The sequence below is a fragment of the Bradyrhizobium sp. AZCC 2176 genome, from assembly GCF_036924645.1.
GTDB lineage: Bacteria > Pseudomonadota > Alphaproteobacteria > Rhizobiales > Xanthobacteraceae > Bradyrhizobium.
Map to the genome: position 1 here is coordinate 3,227,190 of NZ_JAZHRX010000001.1, position 18,351 is coordinate 3,245,540.

The window sequence follows — 18,351 nt, forward strand, 5'->3', positions numbered from 1 at the left end:
CCGGGAGCCAAGGGAGTGTCAGACCGCGGTATCCTGTCGTCGTTGCGTTATCTGTTCGCGGATTTCATCGGCGAGGATGACGACACGCCGCCGTTTTTGCCCGAGGGATTGCCGGAGCCGGTGATGGCGGTAGCGAGCGAGGGCATCCATCTTCTGATCGATTATCAGGGGCCGAGCTACGCCCACCTCTATGTCGACCGGTTGCGCCGGTTCGTCGGCAAGCAGGGCGTCGACGACGCGATGCTGACCGAAATTGCGCGGCTGATGGCGATGCGCATGAGCTACGAAGACCCGATCCGGATCGCGCAGCTCAAGCTTACCGAACTCGACAGCCGGCCCGGCGCACCGGCCGGATCAGTCGACGTCAAGAAATTCCGGTTAGAAGAATTGGTCGGCGCGCTCCCCGCGGTCATCGCCGAGTATCTGCTCGATGCACTCGAATGGGCAGGCTGGCTGAACAAGCGGGTCTCGATCCGCTTCAGCACGGCCAGCCGGTTCGGCATCCGCCGCCTCAAGATAGAGGCGGGGCTGCGGCGATGGCGGCTGCTTTCGGTGCGCTATGCCAAAGAGCGGGTCTGGGTCGAGCGCTGGCTGCACATGATCGACCGCAGCCTGACCAAACAGCCCGCGGCCGCGCCCGCGATTATCCAGACCGCGACCATGATCGAGGGATATGGCGACGTCTACCGGCAGGGCATGGCGGACTGGAATGCGATCATCGACGGGCTTGCCAAGCCGACCTTCGACGGCGTGCTGGCACTGCCGGATCTTGCCGGCGCCGTGACTGAGGCGCGCGCCGCCGCATTGCCCGACCCGCGGCAGGCGGCGCTCAAGCGCAAGATCGCCGAAATCCGCGCGCGGGTGCCCGCCGGTTCGAACGCGGCAGTTCATTGAATGTAGGGTGGGCAAAGGAGCGCAAGCGACGTGCCCGCCATCTATCCGTGCGGAAGGTCCTGATAGTGGGCACGCTTCGCTTTGCCCACCCTACGTCTAATCTTACGCGCTTTGCGCGGTTTTCACCGCCACCACCTTGTCGTCCTGGGATGGCGGGTGCCGCTTGAGATGCTCGCGGCGCAAGCCGATCTCGTCGCGCACGAATTCATAGCCGAGCTTGAAGGTGTCTAGCCCGTCGCTGCTGATGGTTCCGTCGCGCAATCCGATCACCACGCCGCGCAGGACCGCTTCCAGCTCGATCTGCAGCTCGTCCACGGCGTCCAGCGAGTTGGCGTATTCCATGCGCTCGCCGATATCGAGAATGGCGGTTGCGAGCTGGCTGGCCTTCTCCGGCGCAATCCGGGTGACCTTGGTATAGATGGCGGCAAAGATCGAGCCGATGATGCTGAGCGCGGCCAGCGCAACATACATCAGGTCGCTGTAGCGCTCGACAAAGGACTTGATTTCATCATTGATGTATTCGGCAGCGCCCGGATGCGCCACGATGAAGGCATCCTTATCGGTTGCGGCCGGCTCGATCTTGGAGGCGAAGCCGTCGGTGAGCGAGAGCTCGGCCTTGTTCTCGTAGATGATCCGCGCGAGGTCACTCACGGTCGTAGTCGAGAGCTTGGATTGGGCGACCAACAGCCATTCGAGCCCAATCGTGTCGACGTCTTCCGCCGGGACAGCGGGCGAGGCGGATAGCATGCCGGTTGCCACCGTCTCCTCCGATAGCGCCGGGTATTTCCTGGCGATCGCTTTCGCCGAATCGATCGCATTCAGGGTGAAGCCGCCGCGCCGGGTATATTGCTCGTAGCTCTTGTCCTTCACGATCTGCGAGGCGTGCGCGATCTTGACCACGGCGCCAAATCCTGCGGCGAAGAGCTGGTCGAAGGTCGCGCCCGGCGGCGCCATCTGGACCCGCGCTGCCGCATCCGGGGTGTCGGAGAGTTCGAGAATATTGCGCACCAGCGTAGCCCCGCTCTCGCCGTCGGCTATGACCGCGATCTTCCTTTTCTTCAGCTCGGCGATGGATTTGATCTTCTTGCCGTTCGGGCTGATCAGCAGGAGCAGGTCGTGCTCGAGAATCGCCAGCGCGCGGGCGCGGGGCGGAATCCTGGCGTCGGTGCGCAGTACCGCAAGGTTGGCTTCCTTGCGGTCGAACTGCGACAACGCCTTTGCATTGTCGCCGTTGGGCACGATCTTGAGCCGCAGCCGCGAGGAATTGTTTTTCAGCACCGTCGCCAGCCGGGCGGCAAAGCGCGCCTCGGGGCCGTTGGCCTCGCCGACGGCAAACACCAGCGTCTCCGAATTGCGCACCCAGGTCCGGCCACCCCACACCACGGCGGCGGTCAGGATCAGGGTCAGGATGGAAAACAGCAGGATTTGGGTCCGGTTGCTCTTGACGACCCGTGCACGGCGACGCGGCATTTCCGGATGCGGCGTTGGGGCTTCAGCACTCATGGCTCGTACCCGGAAGGTCAGGGACGTGTCGCCGCCGAGCAGGCTGCAGGCCGTCCGAATGAATTCGTAAATACCTAGAAAAGAACGATAATTTAGCCCGCCGGCCAATGATAGCCCGCTCCTGTGGGATTGCAAACCGCGCCCGCCCGGTAACGTTACCCGCAGACCACGCTGCGCGCCCGTGCCGCAGTATCGCAGTTCCGCCACACCGTGCGATTTTCAGACTACCCACAGGTGCATTCCGGCGCAGGAGATGTCATAAATAAAGGCAACGTTCGAACAGTCCGGGTTTGACAACAACATTGCGCTGACAGCCTAGGTCCCGGTTTTTCGCCACCTCTCCAGTCCCAGCAAAGGGCGCCAGCTTTGTTGTTTCCTTCGATGTCGTCCTCGGTCCCGGTAGGTGCGCTGATAGGATGGATGCTGCTTCTCACCGTGAAGCACGTCATTGCCGACTTCATGCTGCAAACTTCCTGGATGGCGTTCGGCAAGGATCAAAAGACAGGCTGGGCCTTGCCGCTATTGGCGCATTGCCTCGTCCACCTCGCGGTAGGGATGGCGCTGATCCTGATCGTCGCGCCGCGATTCTGGTTCGTCGCCTTCATCGACTTCGCGATTCACATCACCGTCGACCGTCTCAAGGGGATCATCGCTTCCCGCTACGGCGTGACGCAGGAGAACGAGCATCCGTGGTTCTGGACGCTGATCGGCGTCGATCAGGCGTTGCACCATCTCACCGGCTTCGGCCTGTCGATCTTCATGGCGGCGAACTGATCCCGTTTCCGCCGCTACCGGCCGCCTTGTTCAATCCTCCTCCCGTATCGGAAGGCTAAGTATCCGCTCCGGCCACGAATCATGTGCCGGTTCAAATTCAGGAATGACTGGCAAGCCCCCCGGAACACTACTGATGCGGGTGGTTAACCTTTCATTAGAGTATTGCACTGCATCTTCCGCAAAGGGAGAACCCGCAATGTTTTCAAGCCGCGACGCCTTCGAGAACGATTTCTGTCCGGTCCGAGACGAGTTGCTCGGCGAGATGTATCGCGCCAATGCAAACGGCCTGGCGTTGCTGGTCGAAAGCGTTTCATCCGAGGTCCGCGCCATGCTGGCGCTATTCTGCTACCGCCGCAGCCATCTGCATGCGCTGGCCGTTGCGATTGCAGCAAGCTGCACCGAACGCGAGCTGATCCATTTCGGCGGCCGTGTCGGTTCCACGCTCTATGCGCTGTCGCGCGAACCCGCCGCGCGTTCCGCCTCGTCGTCATCCCACGGCGGCCGCAAGCCGATCACGCTTTCAACCAAGCCGCTCTCGACGTTCAAGCCGATCGAGGACGAGATCGACGACGAAGATTTTGCCGAAGCGGTGACGGCGTAATCTCTCCGCCCGTCGTCACTGCGAACGCAGCGACCCATACGCCGCGGCCGTGGTTATTGGGCACGCGGGTCGACGTCCTTCTTCAACAACGTAACCCTGTGGTTATGGGTCCCTGCGTTCGCAGGGACGACAACTCATATCACGCCAGCACCGGCAAGCCGTGCCGCTTCCGCGCCATCGCGCATTCGACATCGCCGGGCATGCAGGTGCGGCAGACTTCGGGTCGCACCGCATAGATCAGACACGACGTCGCCTCGCCGACCTTGCCTGACAGCGCCGAACAGCGATCGCCGGCGCAGCGCATTCCCGACAGTCTTTCGTTGACGAATTTTTCCGGGATCAGGTCGAGCGCCGCATCGTCCTCGGTGGTGAAGCGCGGCCAGTTTCGCGAGTAGCTGCAGCAGGCGCCGCAGGTCTGGCAGGGGCTTTCGTTTTCGGCGGCGATTCGATGCATGGTTTGCGTTTAGCCTCAAATGGCGGCCACGGCCAGCGGACCGGCGTCAGGTATCTTTCGGCGCCTCCCAGACCAGGCTCCGCCGCCATTTCGCGCGCAGGATGTCGCGCCGTTCCGGATATTTCTCGTCGTGATAGACCGCCTCGACGACCCGGTCGGTGCGGAAACTGCGGAAATCCTTCCGCAGTTCGCACCACGCTGCCAGTATCCGCACCGCCTCGTGATAGCCGACCGCGATCGGCCAGATCGTCCGCTGGCTGTCGCGGCCGTGCTCGTCGCGATAGTTCAGGGTAATCTTTTTGCCCTCGTGGATTTGCGTCCGCGTCCGCACCATGTCGATACGGTCCGGCTCCCGGTTCCAGGCCGACCGGGCGCGGCTGGCCGGCTCCAGCACGAAGGGCCGCAGCCGTTCCGGCACGGTTTCGGCGACCTTGGCCATCAGGTCCTGGGCTGCGCGTGCCAGCGCCGGATCGGCGTGGCCGACCACCCATTGCGCGCCGAGCACGCAGGCCTCGATCTCGTCAGGCGTGAGCATCAAGGGCGGCAGGTCGAATCCCTTTTCCAGGATATAGCCCACGCCCGCTTCGCCGCGGATCGGCACCCGTTGTTCGATCAACGTCGTTATATCGCGGTAGATGGTTCGCTTCGAAGTCTCCAGCTCGGCCGCAATCGCGTCCGCCGTCAAAGGCTTCCGGGTGCGCCGAAGCACCTGAATGATCTGGAACAGCCGGTCGGCCCGTCGCATGGCTCGTTCTCTTTTCCAAAAGGCACTCTTTTCCAAGAGGCGTCTGCCCGATGCTGACAGCATGTTGGCAGCAGGGGTTCGGTATACCGGGACAACACCTCAAGTGAAGGGAATTTGTCCATGACGATTTTCAGCGAATTCGGCTTCCGGAGAAGCCGCGGACCCCTCGTGAATGCCCAGGCATTTGCATTGGAACTGGTTTCCATCCAGTGCGTCACCACCGACCTGCGCTGGGCGATGGTTGAGCTGGCGTGGCGCTCATTCACCGCAATGTGCGCCTTTGCGCAAGGGCAGCTTGGCTCGTGGGTGCGCAAGACCCGCACGCCGCGGGCCGAAGAGGGCCGCGGCGGGCATTGCTGCTGCTGACACCATGGTGGCAGCAGGGGGCCGCTAGCCTCGGGGCACGTTTTAAGGATATCGGGAGATCCACATGATTACCCTCTACGGCTTCGGGGCCGGGTTCGGCCTGCCGGAGATTAGCCCGTTTGTGACCAAGACCGAGGTCCAGCTAAAGATGGCCGGTCTTGCCTATCGCAAGGAGAAGGCCAAGCCCCCGGCCTCGCCGAAGGGACAGTTGCCCTACATCGTCGATGACGCCGAGACGATTGCCGATTCCACCTTCATTCGCGCTCATCTGGAGGCCAAATACGGTTTCGATTTCGACGCGCCGCTCAGTCTGCAGGCGCGCGCGCAGGCCTGGGCGTTCGAGCGGACGATCGAGCACCACGTCTATTGGGCGCTGGTCGGCGCGCGCTGGGTCGATGGCGACAATTTTGCCAAGGGCCCTGCGCATTTCTTCGACAGCGCGCCGTTGCATTTGCGCGAAAAGATGCGCGAGGACGCGCAGTTCCGGGTCGCCGAGAACTACCTGCTCAGCGGCCTCGGCCGCCACGCCCCCGAAGAGGATATCGATCTTGCCGTCCGCTCGCTGTTTGCATTGTCGGTCCAGCTTGGCGACAGGCCGTTTCTGATGGGCGAAACGCCATGCGGCATGGATGCCACCGCCTTCGGCGCACTCGCCGGAATCCTGACGCCGTTCTTTGAGTCAGCCCTGCGGCAGCGGACCGAACAGTTCGCGAACCTCACCGCCTATGTCGACCGGATGATGCTGCTGTACTATCCGGAATTCGCCTGGGTGCCAGTGCAGCAAGAGCAAGCCGCCTGATCGGGGTTTCGACTCACGCGCGACGGCGGCGGTGGGGGCAGGAGGCCGCGTGGCCAACCGCACATCAGACAAGGGCATCGGACAGCGGCGTTCTTTCCTTATCACGCTCGCGCTTGGCACCGGCAGCTTCCTGACGCAGTTCGACGTGACGGCGGTCGTGATCGCGATGCCCGCCATCGCGAAGGACCTCGGCTTCGGAATAGCCGGCTTCGCCTGGATCATTGACGCCTACAGCCTTGCGTTCACCGGCGCGCTTCTTGCGGCCGGAGCGCTTGCAGATCGCTTCGGCCGTCGGCGGAGCATGTTGGGCGGCAACGCCGTGTTCCTGCTTGCTTCAATCGGATGTGGCATCGCCACGAGCGGGCTGACGCTTTTCGCGGCGCGCGTCCTGCAGGGAGTAGGCGCCGCGTTCCTGGTCACTGGTGCACTCGCACTTGTCGCCAGTTCATTTCCGGGCGCCGGTCAGCGGGCCCGCGCGTTTGGCGTCCTGGGTGTGATCTCCGGTGTCGCCATGGCTTTGGGCCCGACGCTCGGCAGCTTCCTGGCTTTATGGTTCGGGTGGCGTTGGATATTCTTCGCCAACATCCCCTTCTGCGTCGCCCTGGCTCTGACTGTGCCACGGCTCGTCGCCGAGACCAGAGATCCCAAGGGGCGGCCGTTAGACCCTGTCGGTGTCGCGCTGCTTACGATGTCGCTTGGCTTGGCGATCGATACGCTTCTGGGGCACGATGGGCGCCTCGTCACGACAGCCGCCGGCCTGGTGGGGAGCGCAACGGCGGCCATACTTTTTGGTTGGCAGCAATGGCGGAGGCCGCGTCCACTGCTCGATCCCCGTGTATTCGCAACGTCCGCCATGGCCGGGGTGGGCGCGCTGCTGACCGCCATCCAGTTCGGCTACTGGGCTGTGCTGGTATATCTGCCGCTGTTCCTGAATGCCGGGCTTCGCATGAGCATGGAGTTCGCAGGCGTGGTGCTGCTTGCGGCGACCTTGCCGATGTTGCTGGTACCGCCGATTGGCGGGCGCCTTGCGGCGCAGCAGGGATGGAAGCTTCTCTTCACGATTGCTTTCGGCACCATGATCGTTGGCGACGCATCGCTCGTGATCTGCGCCCTCTCCGAGACTCCCGCAATACGCGTCGTCGCCACGGTCGTGGGAATGCTCGCGATCGGCGTTGGTGCAGCGCTCGCAAATCCGCAGTTGTCGGCTGTTGCGATAGCTCTCGCGCCGCCTGCGCAGGCGGCCATGGCCTCGGCGGTGATGATGATCGTGCGCCAAAGCGGCTTCGCCATCAGCATTGCGGTCCTGGGAGCTCTGCTTGGTACCGCCAACGATGTGGCGGCGTTCGCGAAACCTTTCACGCTGGCCGCGCTCGCAGCCTTGCTCGGCATGACAGCCGCCCTGGTGCTACTTCCCTCGAGATCAACGTAACGAGCCGCACGGTGTTGAACCCTTTCGGTGCTCGCCCATCTCGATTTATGCGGACTGGCCGTGCAATGCGGCCAGTTGCGCCTCGAGCTCGGCGATACAGGCGTCGCGCACGGCCAGCGCCTGCGCGACATCGGCGGCATCGAACTTCTGCGGGATATGCTGCGGGCAATTGGTGTCCCACGCGGCGATCCGGAACAGGATGACCTGCTCGGGGCGCGCCTTGTAGCCCTGCGGCATCAGCGCAGTGGTCAAGGCCGGATCGTCTTCAACCACGCGCGCCTCGCCCCAGATCTTCACGCGTCGGCGATGGGTGTAGTCCATCACGAAAATATGCGCTCTTGGATTCTCCGACAGGTTGCCTTGAGTGATGTACTGCCGGTTGCCGCTATAGTCGGCAAACGCGATGGTGTTCTTGTCGAGGATTTTGACAAAGCCCTTCGGCCCGCCGCGGTGCTGAATATAGGGCTGGCCGTCCGCCGCGGCCGTCGCGAGATAGAAGCTGGTGGCCTCGGCGAGGAAGCCGGCGAGGTTTTCGTCGATCTCGGTACGCCAGCCGCCGCGCGCCTCGACATGGGCATAGGCCTCGCGTGAGCCCTTGCGGGTCTGGATCACCTTCACTGCCGGGGTGAAGGCGACGTCGCTGGAATAGGTGTGAACTTCGGGCATCTGAGTTTCTCCCGTGAGTCCCCTTTCATGGGGCGCCAAAACGGTCGTCTTTCGGCTACAAGATGGATGTTCCCATAACTAAAACAATCTCGACGATTGACACTTCACTATTGCAAAATATGCAATAGTTCGATGGACCGAATCGATGCCATGCAGGCCTTTGTCGCCGTGGCCGACCTCCGGGGCTTTGCCCCCGCGGCCCGCAAGCTCCGCCTGTCGCCCTCGGGCGTCACGCGGCTGATTGCGGCGCTGGAGGAGCGGCTAGGCGCGCGGTTGCTGCAGCGGACCACACGGCAGGTGACGCTGACCGACGCCGGCTCGCGTTACCTGGAGCGCGCGCGGCGGATCTTGGCCGATATCGAGGAGGCGGAGGGGGCCGTCGAGGGTGAGCGCACGCGGCCGGAGGGGCAGCTCGTCATCTCGGCGCCGGTCGGATTCGGCCGGCTGCATGTCAGCGGAATCGTGACCGCGTACCTGAAGCGCTATCCCGACGTCGGTGTCGACCTCCGTTTGTCGGACCGTATGGTCAACCTCGTCGAGGATGGCGTCGATCTTGCGGTCCGGATCGGCCATCTGCCCGACTCGACGCTGGTGGCGTGCCATGTCGGCGAGATGCGGCGGATCGTGGTGGCCTCGCCCGGATATCTCAAAGCGCGCGGCGAGCCGCGGCGGCCGGGAGAGATTTCCGCCCATGACACCATCCAGTTCGGCGCCATGACGGCAGCGCTCGACTGGCGCTTCGTCGAGGGCGGCCGCGAGATCCGCGTCGCCAGCACGCCGCGATTCGCCACCAACAGTTCGGATGCCGCCATCCAATATGCGGAAGCGGACGGCGGGCTGACGCGGGTGATGGCCTATCAGGCTGCCGAATCGCTCAAAGCGGGACGGCTTAGAATCGTATTGGCCTCGTTCGAACAGCCGGCCATGCCGATCCAGATCGTCTATCCGACGTCGCGGCTATTGTCGGCCAAGGTGCGCACCTTCATCGATCTCGTCACCGAAATGGCCGACTGGCATTTCGGCTAGGACACAGGCGCCTTCTTCGGTACCACGCGAAACGTCGCGTTGGCCCGTGCGATCACGACGTCATCGGCCTTGATGAGACTTCGCGCAAAGCAGATCGTCTTGCCAGTCTTGACGACATCGCTCTCGACCGCCAGCCATTGTCCGACCTCGGCAGTGCCGACGAAATCGACCGCAAGCCCGATCGTGACCAGCGAGGACACCCCGCCCATCACATGGGCGCAGCTATGGCCCATGGCGTTGTCGGCCAACGCTGCAATCAGCCCGCCATGAATCAGGCCGCGGCCGTTGGTGTGCGGTTTTGCCAGCCGCAGCCCGATGATCACCGCCTTGTCGGTTCGCTTCGAATACAGCGGCTCCCAGGGATCGGTCAGCGGGCTCCTGCGGGTGTGGCGTTCAAAGCCTTCAGGAATGTCGGTGGCTGTCATGTGCAACTCGCGTCGTGACGATCTCTTCCGTCATTGAACGCAACGTGCCCACGAAGTCACCGCCTACAAAGTTTTAAACGGGATTTGGCGGAGTGTTTGAAATGAGATGATGATGGAGCGCCAAGCGGGCAGGACCTCGTAGGTGGGCAAAGCGCAGCGTGCCCACCATTCTTGCGAAGCGCCTGATGGTGGGCACGGCGCGAAGAGCGCCTTTGCCCACCCTACCGCTCCAACATATCTTAAAACGGCAGCCCCACATAATTCTCCGACAGCGAGGCCGAAGCCGCCTTCGAACTGACTAGATATTCCAGCTCCGCGAGCTGAATGCGCGCGCCGAATTCGCCCTCGTCGGGGAATTTGTGCAGCATCGAGGTCATCCACCAGGAGAAGCGCACCGCCTTCCAGACCCGCGCCAGCGCTTTTGCGGAATAGCCGTCGATGCCAGCGGCGGATTTCTCGTCGTAGTATTCGCGGAATGCATGCGAGAGGTAATGCACGTCGCTGGCGGCCAGATTCAGCCCCTTGGCGCCGGTCGGCGGCACGATGTGGGAGGCGTCGCCAGCCAAAAACATCCGGCCGAATCGCATCGGTTCGGCGACGAAGCTGCGCAGCGGCGCGATGCTCTTTTCGATCGAGGGGCCGGTGACGAGTTCGTCCGCCGCCTTCTGGTCGATCCGGCGCTTCAGTTCGTCCCAGAACCGCTCGTCCGGCCATTGCGCGATGTCGTCGTCGAGCGGGCATTGCACGTAGTAGCGGCTGCGGCGGGTCGAGCGCATGGTGCAGAGCGCAAATCCGCGCGCATGGTTGGAATAGATCAGCTCGGGGCTGACCGGCGGGGTTTCCGACAGGATGCCGAGCCAGCCGAACGGATAGATCCGCTCATAGGTCTGGATCGCCGACGGTTTTACGCTGGCGCGGCTGACGCCGTGAAAGCCGTCGCAGCCGGCGATGAAATCGCATTCGATCTCGTGCGTGAGGCTGTCCTTGACATAGGTGACGCGCGGGCGGTCGGTATCGAAATCGAGCGGTTTGACGTCGGCGGCCTGATAGACCGTGGCGAGGCCGGCCGCCTTGCGGGCGTTCATCAGGTCGAGCGTCACCTCGGTCTGGCCGTAGATCATGACGGTCTTGCCGGTGGCGCCGTACATGTCGATGCGGTGGCGCGCGGCGCCGAACGCGAGCTCGACGCCATGGTGGACCAGCCCCTCGTGATGGGCGCGCGCGCCGGCGCCGACCTCGTCGAGCAGCGCCACCGTGCCTTCCTCGAGCAGGCCGGCGCGGATGCGGCCGAGCACATATTCCGGTGTCTGGCGCTCGAGAATGATGTTTTCGATGCCATAAAGGTGTAATAGTTGCCCAAGCAACAATCCTGCCGGACCTGCACCTATGATTGCTACTTTTGTCCTCAATCCTGGCTCCCCGATTGCTGTAGTCTGCAGGTCGGTAGCCCGCGGACTTGCCGTAATGATTATATCATATAACAGTCTTGGCAAAGCGTTGGCGCAAAAACTGTGAAGCCAAGTTCGCCGCACCGCAAAAACGATGCGGCTGGATGTCCGCCTTGAAAATGCGGGCGGGCTAGATAACATGTTAACTAACGGGGCCGCGACTTAAGAAGGCCTGTCATGCCAGGGGAGAGAATGTCCATGAGAAAAGCGTTGTTGGCGCTGCTGCTTGCAGCCGGTGTGACGCCTGCGTTGGCGCAGGAAAAAACCTTCGAGCTGAAACTGTCGCACTGGGTGCCGGCCTCGCATCCGCTGCAGAAGGCGCTGGAGGAATGGGGCGCGGCGGTGGAGAAGGACTCCGGCGGCACCATCAAGTCCAAGGTGTTCCCGGCCCAGCAGCTCGGCAAGGCGTTCGACCATTACGACATGGCGCGCGACGGCATTGCCGACGTCACCTATGTCAACCCCGGCTACCAGCCCGGCCGTTTTCCGATCATCGGCGCCGGCGAGCTGCCGTTCCTGATGTCGGACGCCAAGGGCGGCTCGATGGCGCTCGACGCCTGGTACCGGAAATATGCCGACAAGGAGATGAAGGACGTCAAGTTCTGCCTCGCCTTCATCCATTCCCCGTCGACATTCCACTCCCGCACCAAGAAGATCGTCACGCCCGAGGACGTCAAGGGCATGAAGATCCGTCCTGCCCACGCCACCATGGCGAATTTCGTCACCCAGCTCGGCGGCACCAACGTGCAGTCATCGGCGCCGGAAGTTCGTGACATTATCGAGCGCGGCGTCGCCGATGCTGTCACATTCCCGTGGGGATCGGTGGTGCTGTTCGGCATCGACAAGGTGACGAAGTATCACATCGAAGCGCCGATCTACGTCACGACCTTTGCCTTCGTGATGAACAAGGACAAATACAACCAGATGTCCGACAAGCAGAAGAAGGCGATCGACAATAACTGCAACACCGAGGCTGCCGGTCGTGTCGGCGAACCGTGGGGCAAGTACGAGGACGGCGGCGTCGAAAAGATCAAGGCGATGTCGGGTCACGAGGTCTACAAGCTGACGCCCGAGCAGACCGCGTCGTGGAAGAAGGCGGCCGAGCCGCTGGTCAAGACCTGGGGCGAGGGCGTCAGGAAGAACGGCGGCGATCCGGACGCGGCGTTGGCCGAACTCAAGGCTTCGCTCACCAAGTACAACGCGCTCGCGCAGTAGAAACGCAAACGCTGTTGACGGCGGCAGGAATTCTCCTGCCGCCGTCTTCTCAGCCATTGCCAGCCGTTCGGAGCGGACATGAATCGCGCGTGGATGGATCGTTTCATCGACACCATCGAATGGATCGCCGCCGGCTTTGTCGGCATCGTGGCGCTCAACATCTTCATCAGCGTCCTGCTGCGCAACACGCTCAATTATGCGATCCCGGATTCGTTCGACATCGGCCGCATGCTGCTCGGCATCCTGATCTTCTGGGGCATCGCCGCCACCAGCTACCGCGGCGGCCACATCACCGTCGACCTGATCTGGGCCAATGTCGGTCCAAAGTACCAGCGGATGATCGATGTGTTCGCAACTCTGGTGCTGCTGTTCGTGGTGACGGTGCAGACCTATACATTGTTCGACAAGGTGCGCGGCACCTATAACGACAACGTGCTCACCTTCGACATGCACATGCCGACCTGGCCGTTCTTCGCCATCGCCTGGGCCGGTGACGGCGCCGCGGTGCTCTTGATCGCGATCCGTACCTATCGGCTGATCTTCCATCCGGAAGATATCCATGATGCCAAGGTAAAGACGGTGGAGTAGGCGACATGACCACAGACGCCGTCGCCGTCCTTGGATTTGTCGCGCTGTTTGCGCTGATGCTCTTGCGTGTGCCCGTCGGTATGGCGATGGGCCTCGTCGGCGTCTGCGGCTTCGGCTATCTGGTCGGCTTCGCGCCGGCGCTGAAGCTGGTCGGCCAGACCTCGATGCGCACGGTGACCGACTACACCTTCGGCGTGATTCCGATGTTCCTCCTGATGGGAACGTTCGTCAGCAATTCCGGCATGAGCCGCGAACTGTTCCGCGCCGCCAACGGCTTTGTCGGCCATCTGCGCGGCGGGCTCGGCATTGCCACCGTCGCGGCCTGCGGCGGCTTTGCCGCGATCTGCGGCTCGTCGGTGGCGACCGCCGCAACCTTCTCTGCGGTCGCCTATCCGGAAATGCGCCGCTTCGGTTATCCGCAATCGTTCGCCACCGGCGTGATCGCGGCCGGCGGCACGCTGGGCGCCATGCTGCCGCCGTCGACCGTGCTCGCGGTCTACGGCATCATCACCGAGCAGGACATCGGAAAACTGTTCATTGCCGGCATCATTCCGGGCCTGCTCGCGATGACCATGTACATGATCACCATCGCGCTGATCGGTTGGTTCCGCCCGAACTTCCTGCCGACGGGTAAGCAAACCACCTGGCACGAACGCTTTGCCGGGTTGAAGGACATCTGGGCGCCGGTGCTGCTGTTCATCTTCGTGATCGGCGGGCTCTACGGGCTGCCATTCCTGCCGCGCTTTACGCCGACCGAGGCCGGCGGCGTCGGCGCCACCGGCGCGTTCCTGATCGGCGTGCTCACCGGGCGGCTCGACAAGGAAAAAATCCTGAACTCGCTGCTGCAGGCGACCCGCACCGCGGCCGCGGTGTTCACGGTGCTGATCGGCGCGCTGATCTTCGGCTACTTCCTGACGGTGACGCAGACCCCGCAGAAGGTCACGGAATTGCTCACCGGCCTCGGGCTCGGACCCTACGGCATCCTCGCTCTGATCATGGTGATGTATCTGGTGCTGGGCTGCCTGATGGATGCGATGGCCATGATCATCCTCACGGTGCCGATCATCTTCCCGGTCATCATGCATCTGGGTTTTGATCCGATCTGGTTCGGCGTGATCATCGTGATGACGGTCGAGCTCGGCCTGATCCATCCGCCGGTCGGCATGAACGTGTTCGTGATCAAGAGCGTGGTGAAGGACGTCTCGTTCTCGACCATCTTCCGCGGCGTGATCCCGTTCGTGGCGACCGACCTGATCCGGCTGGTGATCCTGATCGCATTTCCGATCCTGGCGCTGTGGTTGCCGCAACGGATGGCCGGATAGGGCAGATGACTCCGCAGCTCTCGACCAGATATGTCTTCACCATCACCGCCCGGATCGGCGAGGTGACGTCGGCCGGCGAGATCGGCACCGGCGTGCGCCGGATCATTCCGATCATCGGCGGCGAGGTGAGGGGCGAGAAGGTCAACGGCAAGGTCTGCCCGTTCGGCGCCGACTTCCAGATCATCCGGCCCAACGAGCTGATCGAGCTCGAGGCGAAATACGCCTTCGAAACCGACGACGGCGCGGTGGTCTATGTCGAGAACAAGGGCCTGCGCTTCGGCCCGGTCGACCTGCTGCAAAAACTCAAGCGCGGCGAGCCGGTCGATCCCAAACTGATCTATTTCCGCACCGTGCCGCGGTTCGAGACCGGCAGTGAAAAGTATCGCTGGCTGATGGAAAACCTGTTCATCGCCTCCGCCGCCCGCCACGCCGACCGCGTGGTGATCGACGTGCATCAGGTGCTGTAAGCAGGTGTCGTTAGTCGCCGCTATTGCGGGTCCTGACCGCTGCGCGCCACGCGCTCCGCGATGTAATCCTTCCCTTTGGCCGTGAATGTTTCGCGGATGGCAAAGCCATCCTCCGGCGACATCGGGCCAATCGGGACGGCGCCGGTCGGCAGGATCAGGGTCGCATTGCCATTGACGAAAACGAGAAGGTGACGCCGGTCCTGGAGCAGGCGTTCCGCCATGGCCTTTAGCCCCGACAGGTACGGTTCCTTGCGCCAGGCAAACGGTGTCCCCGGATCGACTTGGACGTAGATAAAGCCCGTCGTCGGGTAAATGGAGAGCACCATTTTCGATATTTCCGGCTTCCACTCCGGCGGTATCGTCTCATCCTGCAACCACAGGCAACTGAATGAGCGGCACTGCTCGGGCCGATCCTCGTAGATGCGGCAGCCGGAGCCGATTGCACAATGTGTGCACCATTTTCCTTCCCGCTTGTTCAGAGCCGGAATGCTGTAGACCTTGCAGCACATTGTGCAGGTCCCGCAGGTTCGTTCATTTACAGTCGACATTACCGAACCGGTCGGACGGATTTATCTGGTGGTGGCTTACGACGAGAATGCGTTCAGAAGCAAATTCAAAGTAGCCGCGCCGCCATTGGAAGAGATCCGTGGCGTGTTGGATACCCCGCCTGCGCGGTGTATGACGGCCTTATGGCACTTCACATTCACCCTTGTTGCGAGCGAAGCGAACTCATCCGCATAGCTTGGCGAAGGCGGAAGTAATCCACCATGCCGCCGCCGGCGCTCCCTTGCGCCAACGGTCGCGTTTGCTGCACGACGATGACGCGTGGGGAAGCGGGACAGCCGCCTTGACTCCTCCCAAGATCGTTATAAAATATAACTATTCTGCACAGGAAGTAATACAGACCCATGGGAAACGCCTCCACCGCCGCTGCGGGTTCATCTGACCTGCTCAAGGTCGAGCAGAAGGGCGCGGTGCTGATCGTGGGCCTCAACCGCCCGGCCAAGCGCAACGCGCTGAACGACGGCATCATCCTTGCGATCCAGGATTGCTTCTCCAAGCTCCCCGAGGGGACAGGCGCCGTGGTCATCCATGGCGTCGGCGACCATTTCTCCTCCGGCCTCGATCTGTCCGAACTGACCGAGCACGACGCCACCGAGGGCCTGCGCCACTCCCAGATGTGGCACCGGGTGTTCGATCGCATCCAGTATAGCCGCGTTCCCGTGATCGCGGCGCTGAAGGGTGCGGTGATCGGCGGCGGGCTGGAACTGGCGTGCGCGGCGCATATCCGCGTCGCCGAACCGTCAGCCTATTTCGCGCTGCCCGAGGGCCAGCGCGGCATTTTCGTCGGCGGCGGCGGATCGGTGCGGCTGCCGCGGCTGATCGGGGTAGCACGGATGATCGACATGATGCTCACCGGCCGGGTCTATTCGGCCACCGAAGGCTCGGCCTATGGCTTCTCGCAGTACCTCACCGAGGCCGATGGCGCGCTGCCGAAGGCGTTGGAGCTCGCGGAGCGCGTGGCTGCGAACGCGCCGCTGACCAATTTCGCCGTGCTGCAGGCGTTGCCGATGATCGCGGAGGCCAATCCGCAGACCGGCCTTTTGATGGAATCCCTGATGGCAACCGTGGCGCAGAGCGACAAAGAAGCGAAGCGCCGCATTCGCGCGTTTCTCGACCACAAGACCGCCAAGGTGAAGCCGACCTGACATGAGCGCCACGCCCAGCACGTCCGTCTCGACCGCCGCCGCCGCGCGCGGGGACCATCCGCTGCGTCCGATCTCGTTTGGCACGCCCGCGGTGGATGTCGAGCGCCGCGACGACGGCACCATCTACCTGCGCCCGAAGGCGCAACTGCGCGACTATCCGGTGCGCATCACCGACCGCCTGCATCATTGGGCCGCGGCCGCGCCCGATCGGGTCTTCATGGCGGAACGGAACGCCGCACGCGGCTGGCGGCAGATCACCTATGCGGAGCTGCTCGCCTCCTCACGCCACATCGCGTCCGCGCTGCTGGCGCGCGGCCTTTCGGCTGAAAAGCCGGTCGTCATTCTCTCGGGCAATTCAGTCGATCATGCATTGATCGCATTCGGCGCGCTCTATGCCGGCATTCCCTTCTGCCCGGTATCGCCGGCCTATTCGCTGGTGTCGCGGGACTACGGCAAGCTCGGCTATCTAATGAAGCTGTTGACGCCGGGCCTCGTGTTCGCCGACGACGCCACGAAATTCGCCGATGCGCTGGCCGCCAACGTGTCCTTCGGCACCGAAATCGCGGCGTCGCGCGGCGCCGTGCCCGGCCGCGACGTGACCACGCTGGCGGACCTGATGGCGACGCCACTGCATCCGCACCTCGACGCGGTGCACGAGGCGATCGGCCCGGATACGATCGCCAAATTCCTGCTGACATCGGGTTCGACCGGCAACCCGAAGGCCGTCATCAACACCCAGCGCATGATCTGCGCCAACCAGGTGATGCTGCGCGAAACGCTGGCGTTCCTGAAGGACGAGCCGCCGGTCATCGTCGACTGGTTGCCGTGGAATCACACCTTTGGCGGCAATCACAATATCGGGCTGACGCTGTACAATGGCGGCTCGATGTATCTCGACGAGGGCAAGCCGATGCCTGGCGGCATCGAAGAGACCGTGCGCAACCTGCAGGAAATTTCGCCGACGGTCTATTTCAACGTGCCCAAGGGCTATGAATCGCTGCTGCCCTATCTGCGCGACGATTCCGCCTTGCGGAAGAAGTTCTTCACCCGCTTGCACGCGATGTTCTTCTCGGGCGCCGCGCTGTCGGCCTTTGTGTGGAATAGCCTCGACGAGCTTTCCGTTCAGGAAACCGGCTATCGCGTGCCGATGCTGACCGGGCTCGGCGCCACCGAGACCGCGCCATTCTTCATGTCGGTCAATCCGATGACGAGCCGCTCCGGCCATGTTGGCCTGCCGGTGCTGGGCAATGATGCGAAACTTGTGCCCAACAATGGCAAGCTGGAGGTTCGCGCCAAGGGGCCGAACGTGATGCCGGGCTACTGGCGCCAGCCGGACATGACTGCGAAGGCCTTCGACGAAGAAGGCTTCTACAAAATGGGCGATGCGCTGAAGCCGGCCGACCCCAATGATTTCGACGCCGGGTTCGATTTCGACGGACGCACCGGCGAGGATTTCAAGCTCGCCAGTGGTACCTGGGTCAGCGTCGGCCCCTTGCGCGCGCGCTTCGTTGCGGCCTGCGCACCCCTGGTGCGTGACGTCGTCATTGCCGGAATCAACCGCGACGAAATATCGGCGCTGGTGGTGCTCGACCTCGACGGTTGCCGCCTGATCAATCCGACGCTTCCGCTGGACGATCTCGCCGCTGCTGCGTCCGACCCGCTGATCGTTGCCGCCTTCCGCGAGCGCTTCCAGAAGCTGGTGGCTGGCGCCACGGGCTCGTCGACCCGGATCACGCGCGCGGTGTTGCTCGATACGCCGCTGTCGATCGATCGCGGCGAGGTCACCGACAAGGGCTCGATCAACCAGCGCGCGGTACTGGATAATCGCAGCGCGCTGATTGAAGAAATTTATTCGCCCGCGCCACCGGCGCAGGTGATTTCGCTGTAGCCGAACTTCGCACAAGAGTTTGTCAGGGAGAG

At 63.0% G+C, this 18,351-nt stretch carries 20 protein-coding genes; 13 read left to right on the top strand and 7 right to left on the bottom strand.

Annotated elements, in window-relative coordinates:
- Nucleotides 1-15 precede the first annotated feature (15 nt).
- Complete coding sequence (locus V1288_RS14945) at nt 16-894, top strand: DUF6537 domain-containing protein (protein WP_334357764.1); 879 nt, start codon at nt 16-18, stop codon at nt 892-894.
- A gap of 102 nt (nt 895-996) precedes the next feature.
- Here the strand turns inward: V1288_RS14945 and V1288_RS14950 are convergent, their stop codons facing one another.
- Nucleotides 997-2,397 (bottom strand): TAXI family TRAP transporter solute-binding subunit, encoded by a 1,401-nt coding sequence (locus V1288_RS14950; RefSeq protein ID WP_334357765.1) that lies wholly within the window; start codon nt 2,395-2,397, stop codon nt 997-999.
- Nucleotides 2,398-2,817: 420 nt separating this feature from the next.
- Here V1288_RS14950 and V1288_RS14955 point away from each other — a divergent pair, with 420 nt between their 5' ends.
- Nucleotides 2,818-3,171: a DUF3307 domain-containing protein gene (locus tag V1288_RS14955; RefSeq protein WP_334357766.1), complete on the top strand. Its 354-nt coding sequence runs from the start codon at nt 2,818-2,820 to the stop codon at nt 3,169-3,171.
- A gap of 196 nt (nt 3,172-3,367) precedes the next feature.
- Nucleotides 3,368-3,772, top strand: a complete 405-nt coding sequence (locus V1288_RS14960) for a hypothetical protein (RefSeq protein WP_334357767.1) — start codon at nt 3,368-3,370, stop codon at nt 3,770-3,772.
- Between the two features lie 139 nt (nt 3,773-3,911).
- On the opposite strand, the gene V1288_RS14965 is transcribed toward V1288_RS14960, so the two are convergent.
- Nucleotides 3,912-4,226: a YkgJ family cysteine cluster protein gene (locus V1288_RS14965; RefSeq protein WP_334357768.1), complete on the bottom strand. Its 315-nt coding sequence runs from the start codon at nt 4,224-4,226 to the stop codon at nt 3,912-3,914.
- Nucleotides 4,227-4,272: 46 nt separating this feature from the next.
- Nucleotides 4,273-4,971: a helix-turn-helix transcriptional regulator gene (locus V1288_RS14970; protein ID WP_334357769.1), complete on the bottom strand. Its 699-nt coding sequence runs from the start codon at nt 4,969-4,971 to the stop codon at nt 4,273-4,275.
- A gap of 120 nt (nt 4,972-5,091) precedes the next feature.
- Between V1288_RS14970 and V1288_RS14975 the strand changes: the two genes are divergently transcribed.
- The 3 genes from V1288_RS14975 (at nt 5,092) to V1288_RS14985 (ending at nt 7,565) form a co-directional block, all read left to right on the top strand.
- Nucleotides 5,092-5,337, top strand: a complete 246-nt coding sequence (locus V1288_RS14975) for a hypothetical protein (RefSeq protein WP_334357770.1) — start codon at nt 5,092-5,094, stop codon at nt 5,335-5,337.
- A gap of 64 nt (nt 5,338-5,401) precedes the next feature.
- Nucleotides 5,402-6,136, top strand: coding sequence for a glutathione S-transferase C-terminal domain-containing protein (locus V1288_RS14980; protein WP_334357771.1), 735 nt, complete (start codon nt 5,402-5,404; stop codon nt 6,134-6,136).
- Nucleotides 6,137-6,185: 49 nt separating this feature from the next.
- Nucleotides 6,186-7,565 (top strand): MFS transporter, encoded by a 1,380-nt coding sequence (locus V1288_RS14985; protein WP_334357772.1) that lies wholly within the window; start codon nt 6,186-6,188, stop codon nt 7,563-7,565.
- Between the two features lie 45 nt (nt 7,566-7,610).
- Here V1288_RS14985 and V1288_RS14990 read toward each other — a convergent pair whose 3' ends face one another.
- Complete coding sequence (locus V1288_RS14990) at nt 7,611-8,231, bottom strand: pyridoxamine 5'-phosphate oxidase family protein (protein ID WP_334357773.1); 621 nt, start codon at nt 8,229-8,231, stop codon at nt 7,611-7,613.
- A gap of 132 nt (nt 8,232-8,363) precedes the next feature.
- Here V1288_RS14990 and V1288_RS14995 point away from each other — a divergent pair, with 132 nt between their 5' ends.
- On the top strand, nt 8,364-9,257 hold the full coding sequence (locus tag V1288_RS14995) for a LysR family transcriptional regulator (RefSeq protein WP_334357774.1): 894 nt from the start codon (nt 8,364-8,366) through the stop codon (nt 9,255-9,257).
- Here V1288_RS14995 and V1288_RS15000 read toward each other — a convergent pair.
- Nucleotides 9,254-9,682, bottom strand: coding sequence for a PaaI family thioesterase (locus V1288_RS15000; protein WP_334357775.1), 429 nt, complete (start codon nt 9,680-9,682; stop codon nt 9,254-9,256). The two genes, V1288_RS14995 and V1288_RS15000, sit on opposite strands and share 4 nt — an antisense overlap.
- A gap of 239 nt (nt 9,683-9,921) precedes the next feature.
- The gene (gene pobA / locus V1288_RS15005) at nt 9,922-11,091 is read right to left on the bottom strand and encodes a 4-hydroxybenzoate 3-monooxygenase (protein WP_334357776.1); all 1,170 of its coding nucleotides are present in this window, start codon (nt 11,089-11,091) and stop codon (nt 9,922-9,924) included.
- Nucleotides 11,092-11,328: 237 nt separating this feature from the next.
- On the opposite strand from pobA, the gene V1288_RS15010 reads away from it, so the two are divergent.
- The 4 genes from V1288_RS15010 to V1288_RS15025 all read left to right on the top strand — a co-directional run bounded on the left by V1288_RS15010 (nt 11,329) and on the right by V1288_RS15025 (nt 14,722).
- Nucleotides 11,329-12,345, top strand: coding sequence for a TRAP transporter substrate-binding protein (locus V1288_RS15010; RefSeq protein ID WP_334357777.1), 1,017 nt, complete (start codon nt 11,329-11,331; stop codon nt 12,343-12,345).
- Nucleotides 12,346-12,423: 78 nt separating this feature from the next.
- Nucleotides 12,424-12,933 (top strand): TRAP transporter small permease, encoded by a 510-nt coding sequence (locus V1288_RS15015; protein ID WP_334357778.1) that lies wholly within the window; start codon nt 12,424-12,426, stop codon nt 12,931-12,933.
- Between the two features lie 5 nt (nt 12,934-12,938).
- Nucleotides 12,939-14,255: a TRAP transporter large permease gene (locus V1288_RS15020; RefSeq protein WP_334357779.1), complete on the top strand. Its 1,317-nt coding sequence runs from the start codon at nt 12,939-12,941 to the stop codon at nt 14,253-14,255.
- A gap of 5 nt (nt 14,256-14,260) precedes the next feature.
- Complete coding sequence (locus tag V1288_RS15025) at nt 14,261-14,722, top strand: DUF3237 domain-containing protein (protein WP_334357780.1); 462 nt, start codon at nt 14,261-14,263, stop codon at nt 14,720-14,722.
- A 20-nt stretch (nt 14,723-14,742) separates the two neighbouring features.
- Here the strand turns inward: V1288_RS15025 and V1288_RS15030 are convergent, their stop codons facing one another.
- Nucleotides 14,743-15,231: a YkgJ family cysteine cluster protein gene (locus V1288_RS15030; RefSeq protein WP_334357781.1), complete on the bottom strand. Its 489-nt coding sequence runs from the start codon at nt 15,229-15,231 to the stop codon at nt 14,743-14,745.
- A gap of 399 nt (nt 15,232-15,630) precedes the next feature.
- On the opposite strand from V1288_RS15030, the gene V1288_RS15035 reads away from it, so the two are divergent.
- Nucleotides 15,631-16,431, top strand: coding sequence for a crotonase/enoyl-CoA hydratase family protein (locus V1288_RS15035; protein WP_334357782.1), 801 nt, complete (start codon nt 15,631-15,633; stop codon nt 16,429-16,431).
- A gap of 1 nt (nt 16,432) precedes the next feature.
- Nucleotides 16,433-18,319: a feruloyl-CoA synthase gene (locus V1288_RS15040; RefSeq protein ID WP_334357783.1), complete on the top strand. Its 1,887-nt coding sequence runs from the start codon at nt 16,433-16,435 to the stop codon at nt 18,317-18,319.
- Nucleotides 18,320-18,351 lie beyond the last annotated feature (32 nt).

What these genes read in the sequence shown, in the direction of transcription:
- V1288_RS14975 (WP_334357770.1), top strand. Translation starts at nt 5,092, where the DNA reads ATGACGATTTTCAGCGAATTCGGCTTCCGGAGAAGCCGCGGACCCCTC.
- V1288_RS15025 (WP_334357780.1), top strand. Translation starts at nt 14,261, where the DNA reads ATGACTCCGCAGCTCTCGACCAGATATGTCTTCACCATCACCGCCCGG.
- V1288_RS15015 (WP_334357778.1), top strand. Translation starts at nt 12,424, where the DNA reads ATGAATCGCGCGTGGATGGATCGTTTCATCGACACCATCGAATGGATC.
- V1288_RS14960 (WP_334357767.1), top strand. Translation starts at nt 3,368, where the DNA reads ATGTTTTCAAGCCGCGACGCCTTCGAGAACGATTTCTGTCCGGTCCGA.
- V1288_RS14990 (WP_334357773.1), bottom strand. Translation starts at nt 8,231, where the DNA reads ATGCCCGAAGTTCACACCTATTCCAGCGACGTCGCCTTCACCCCGGCA.
- V1288_RS15020 (WP_334357779.1), top strand. Translation starts at nt 12,939, where the DNA reads ATGACCACAGACGCCGTCGCCGTCCTTGGATTTGTCGCGCTGTTTGCG.
- V1288_RS15030 (WP_334357781.1), bottom strand. Translation starts at nt 15,231, where the DNA reads ATGTGCTGCAAGGTCTACAGCATTCCGGCTCTGAACAAGCGGGAAGGA.
- V1288_RS14995 (WP_334357774.1), top strand. Translation starts at nt 8,364, where the DNA reads ATGGACCGAATCGATGCCATGCAGGCCTTTGTCGCCGTGGCCGACCTC.
- V1288_RS14950 (WP_334357765.1), bottom strand. Translation starts at nt 2,397, where the DNA reads ATGAGTGCTGAAGCCCCAACGCCGCATCCGGAAATGCCGCGTCGCCGT.
- V1288_RS14965 (WP_334357768.1), bottom strand. Translation starts at nt 4,226, where the DNA reads ATGCATCGAATCGCCGCCGAAAACGAAAGCCCCTGCCAGACCTGCGGC.
- V1288_RS14980 (WP_334357771.1), top strand. Translation starts at nt 5,402, where the DNA reads ATGATTACCCTCTACGGCTTCGGGGCCGGGTTCGGCCTGCCGGAGATT.
- V1288_RS14955 (WP_334357766.1), top strand. Translation starts at nt 2,818, where the DNA reads ATGCTGCTTCTCACCGTGAAGCACGTCATTGCCGACTTCATGCTGCAA.
- V1288_RS15010 (WP_334357777.1), top strand. Translation starts at nt 11,329, where the DNA reads ATGAGAAAAGCGTTGTTGGCGCTGCTGCTTGCAGCCGGTGTGACGCCT.
- V1288_RS15040 (WP_334357783.1), top strand. Translation starts at nt 16,433, where the DNA reads ATGAGCGCCACGCCCAGCACGTCCGTCTCGACCGCCGCCGCCGCGCGC.
- V1288_RS14970 (WP_334357769.1), bottom strand. Translation starts at nt 4,971, where the DNA reads ATGCGACGGGCCGACCGGCTGTTCCAGATCATTCAGGTGCTTCGGCGC.
- V1288_RS15035 (WP_334357782.1), top strand. Translation starts at nt 15,631, where the DNA reads ATGGGAAACGCCTCCACCGCCGCTGCGGGTTCATCTGACCTGCTCAAG.
- V1288_RS15000 (WP_334357775.1), bottom strand. Translation starts at nt 9,682, where the DNA reads ATGACAGCCACCGACATTCCTGAAGGCTTTGAACGCCACACCCGCAGG.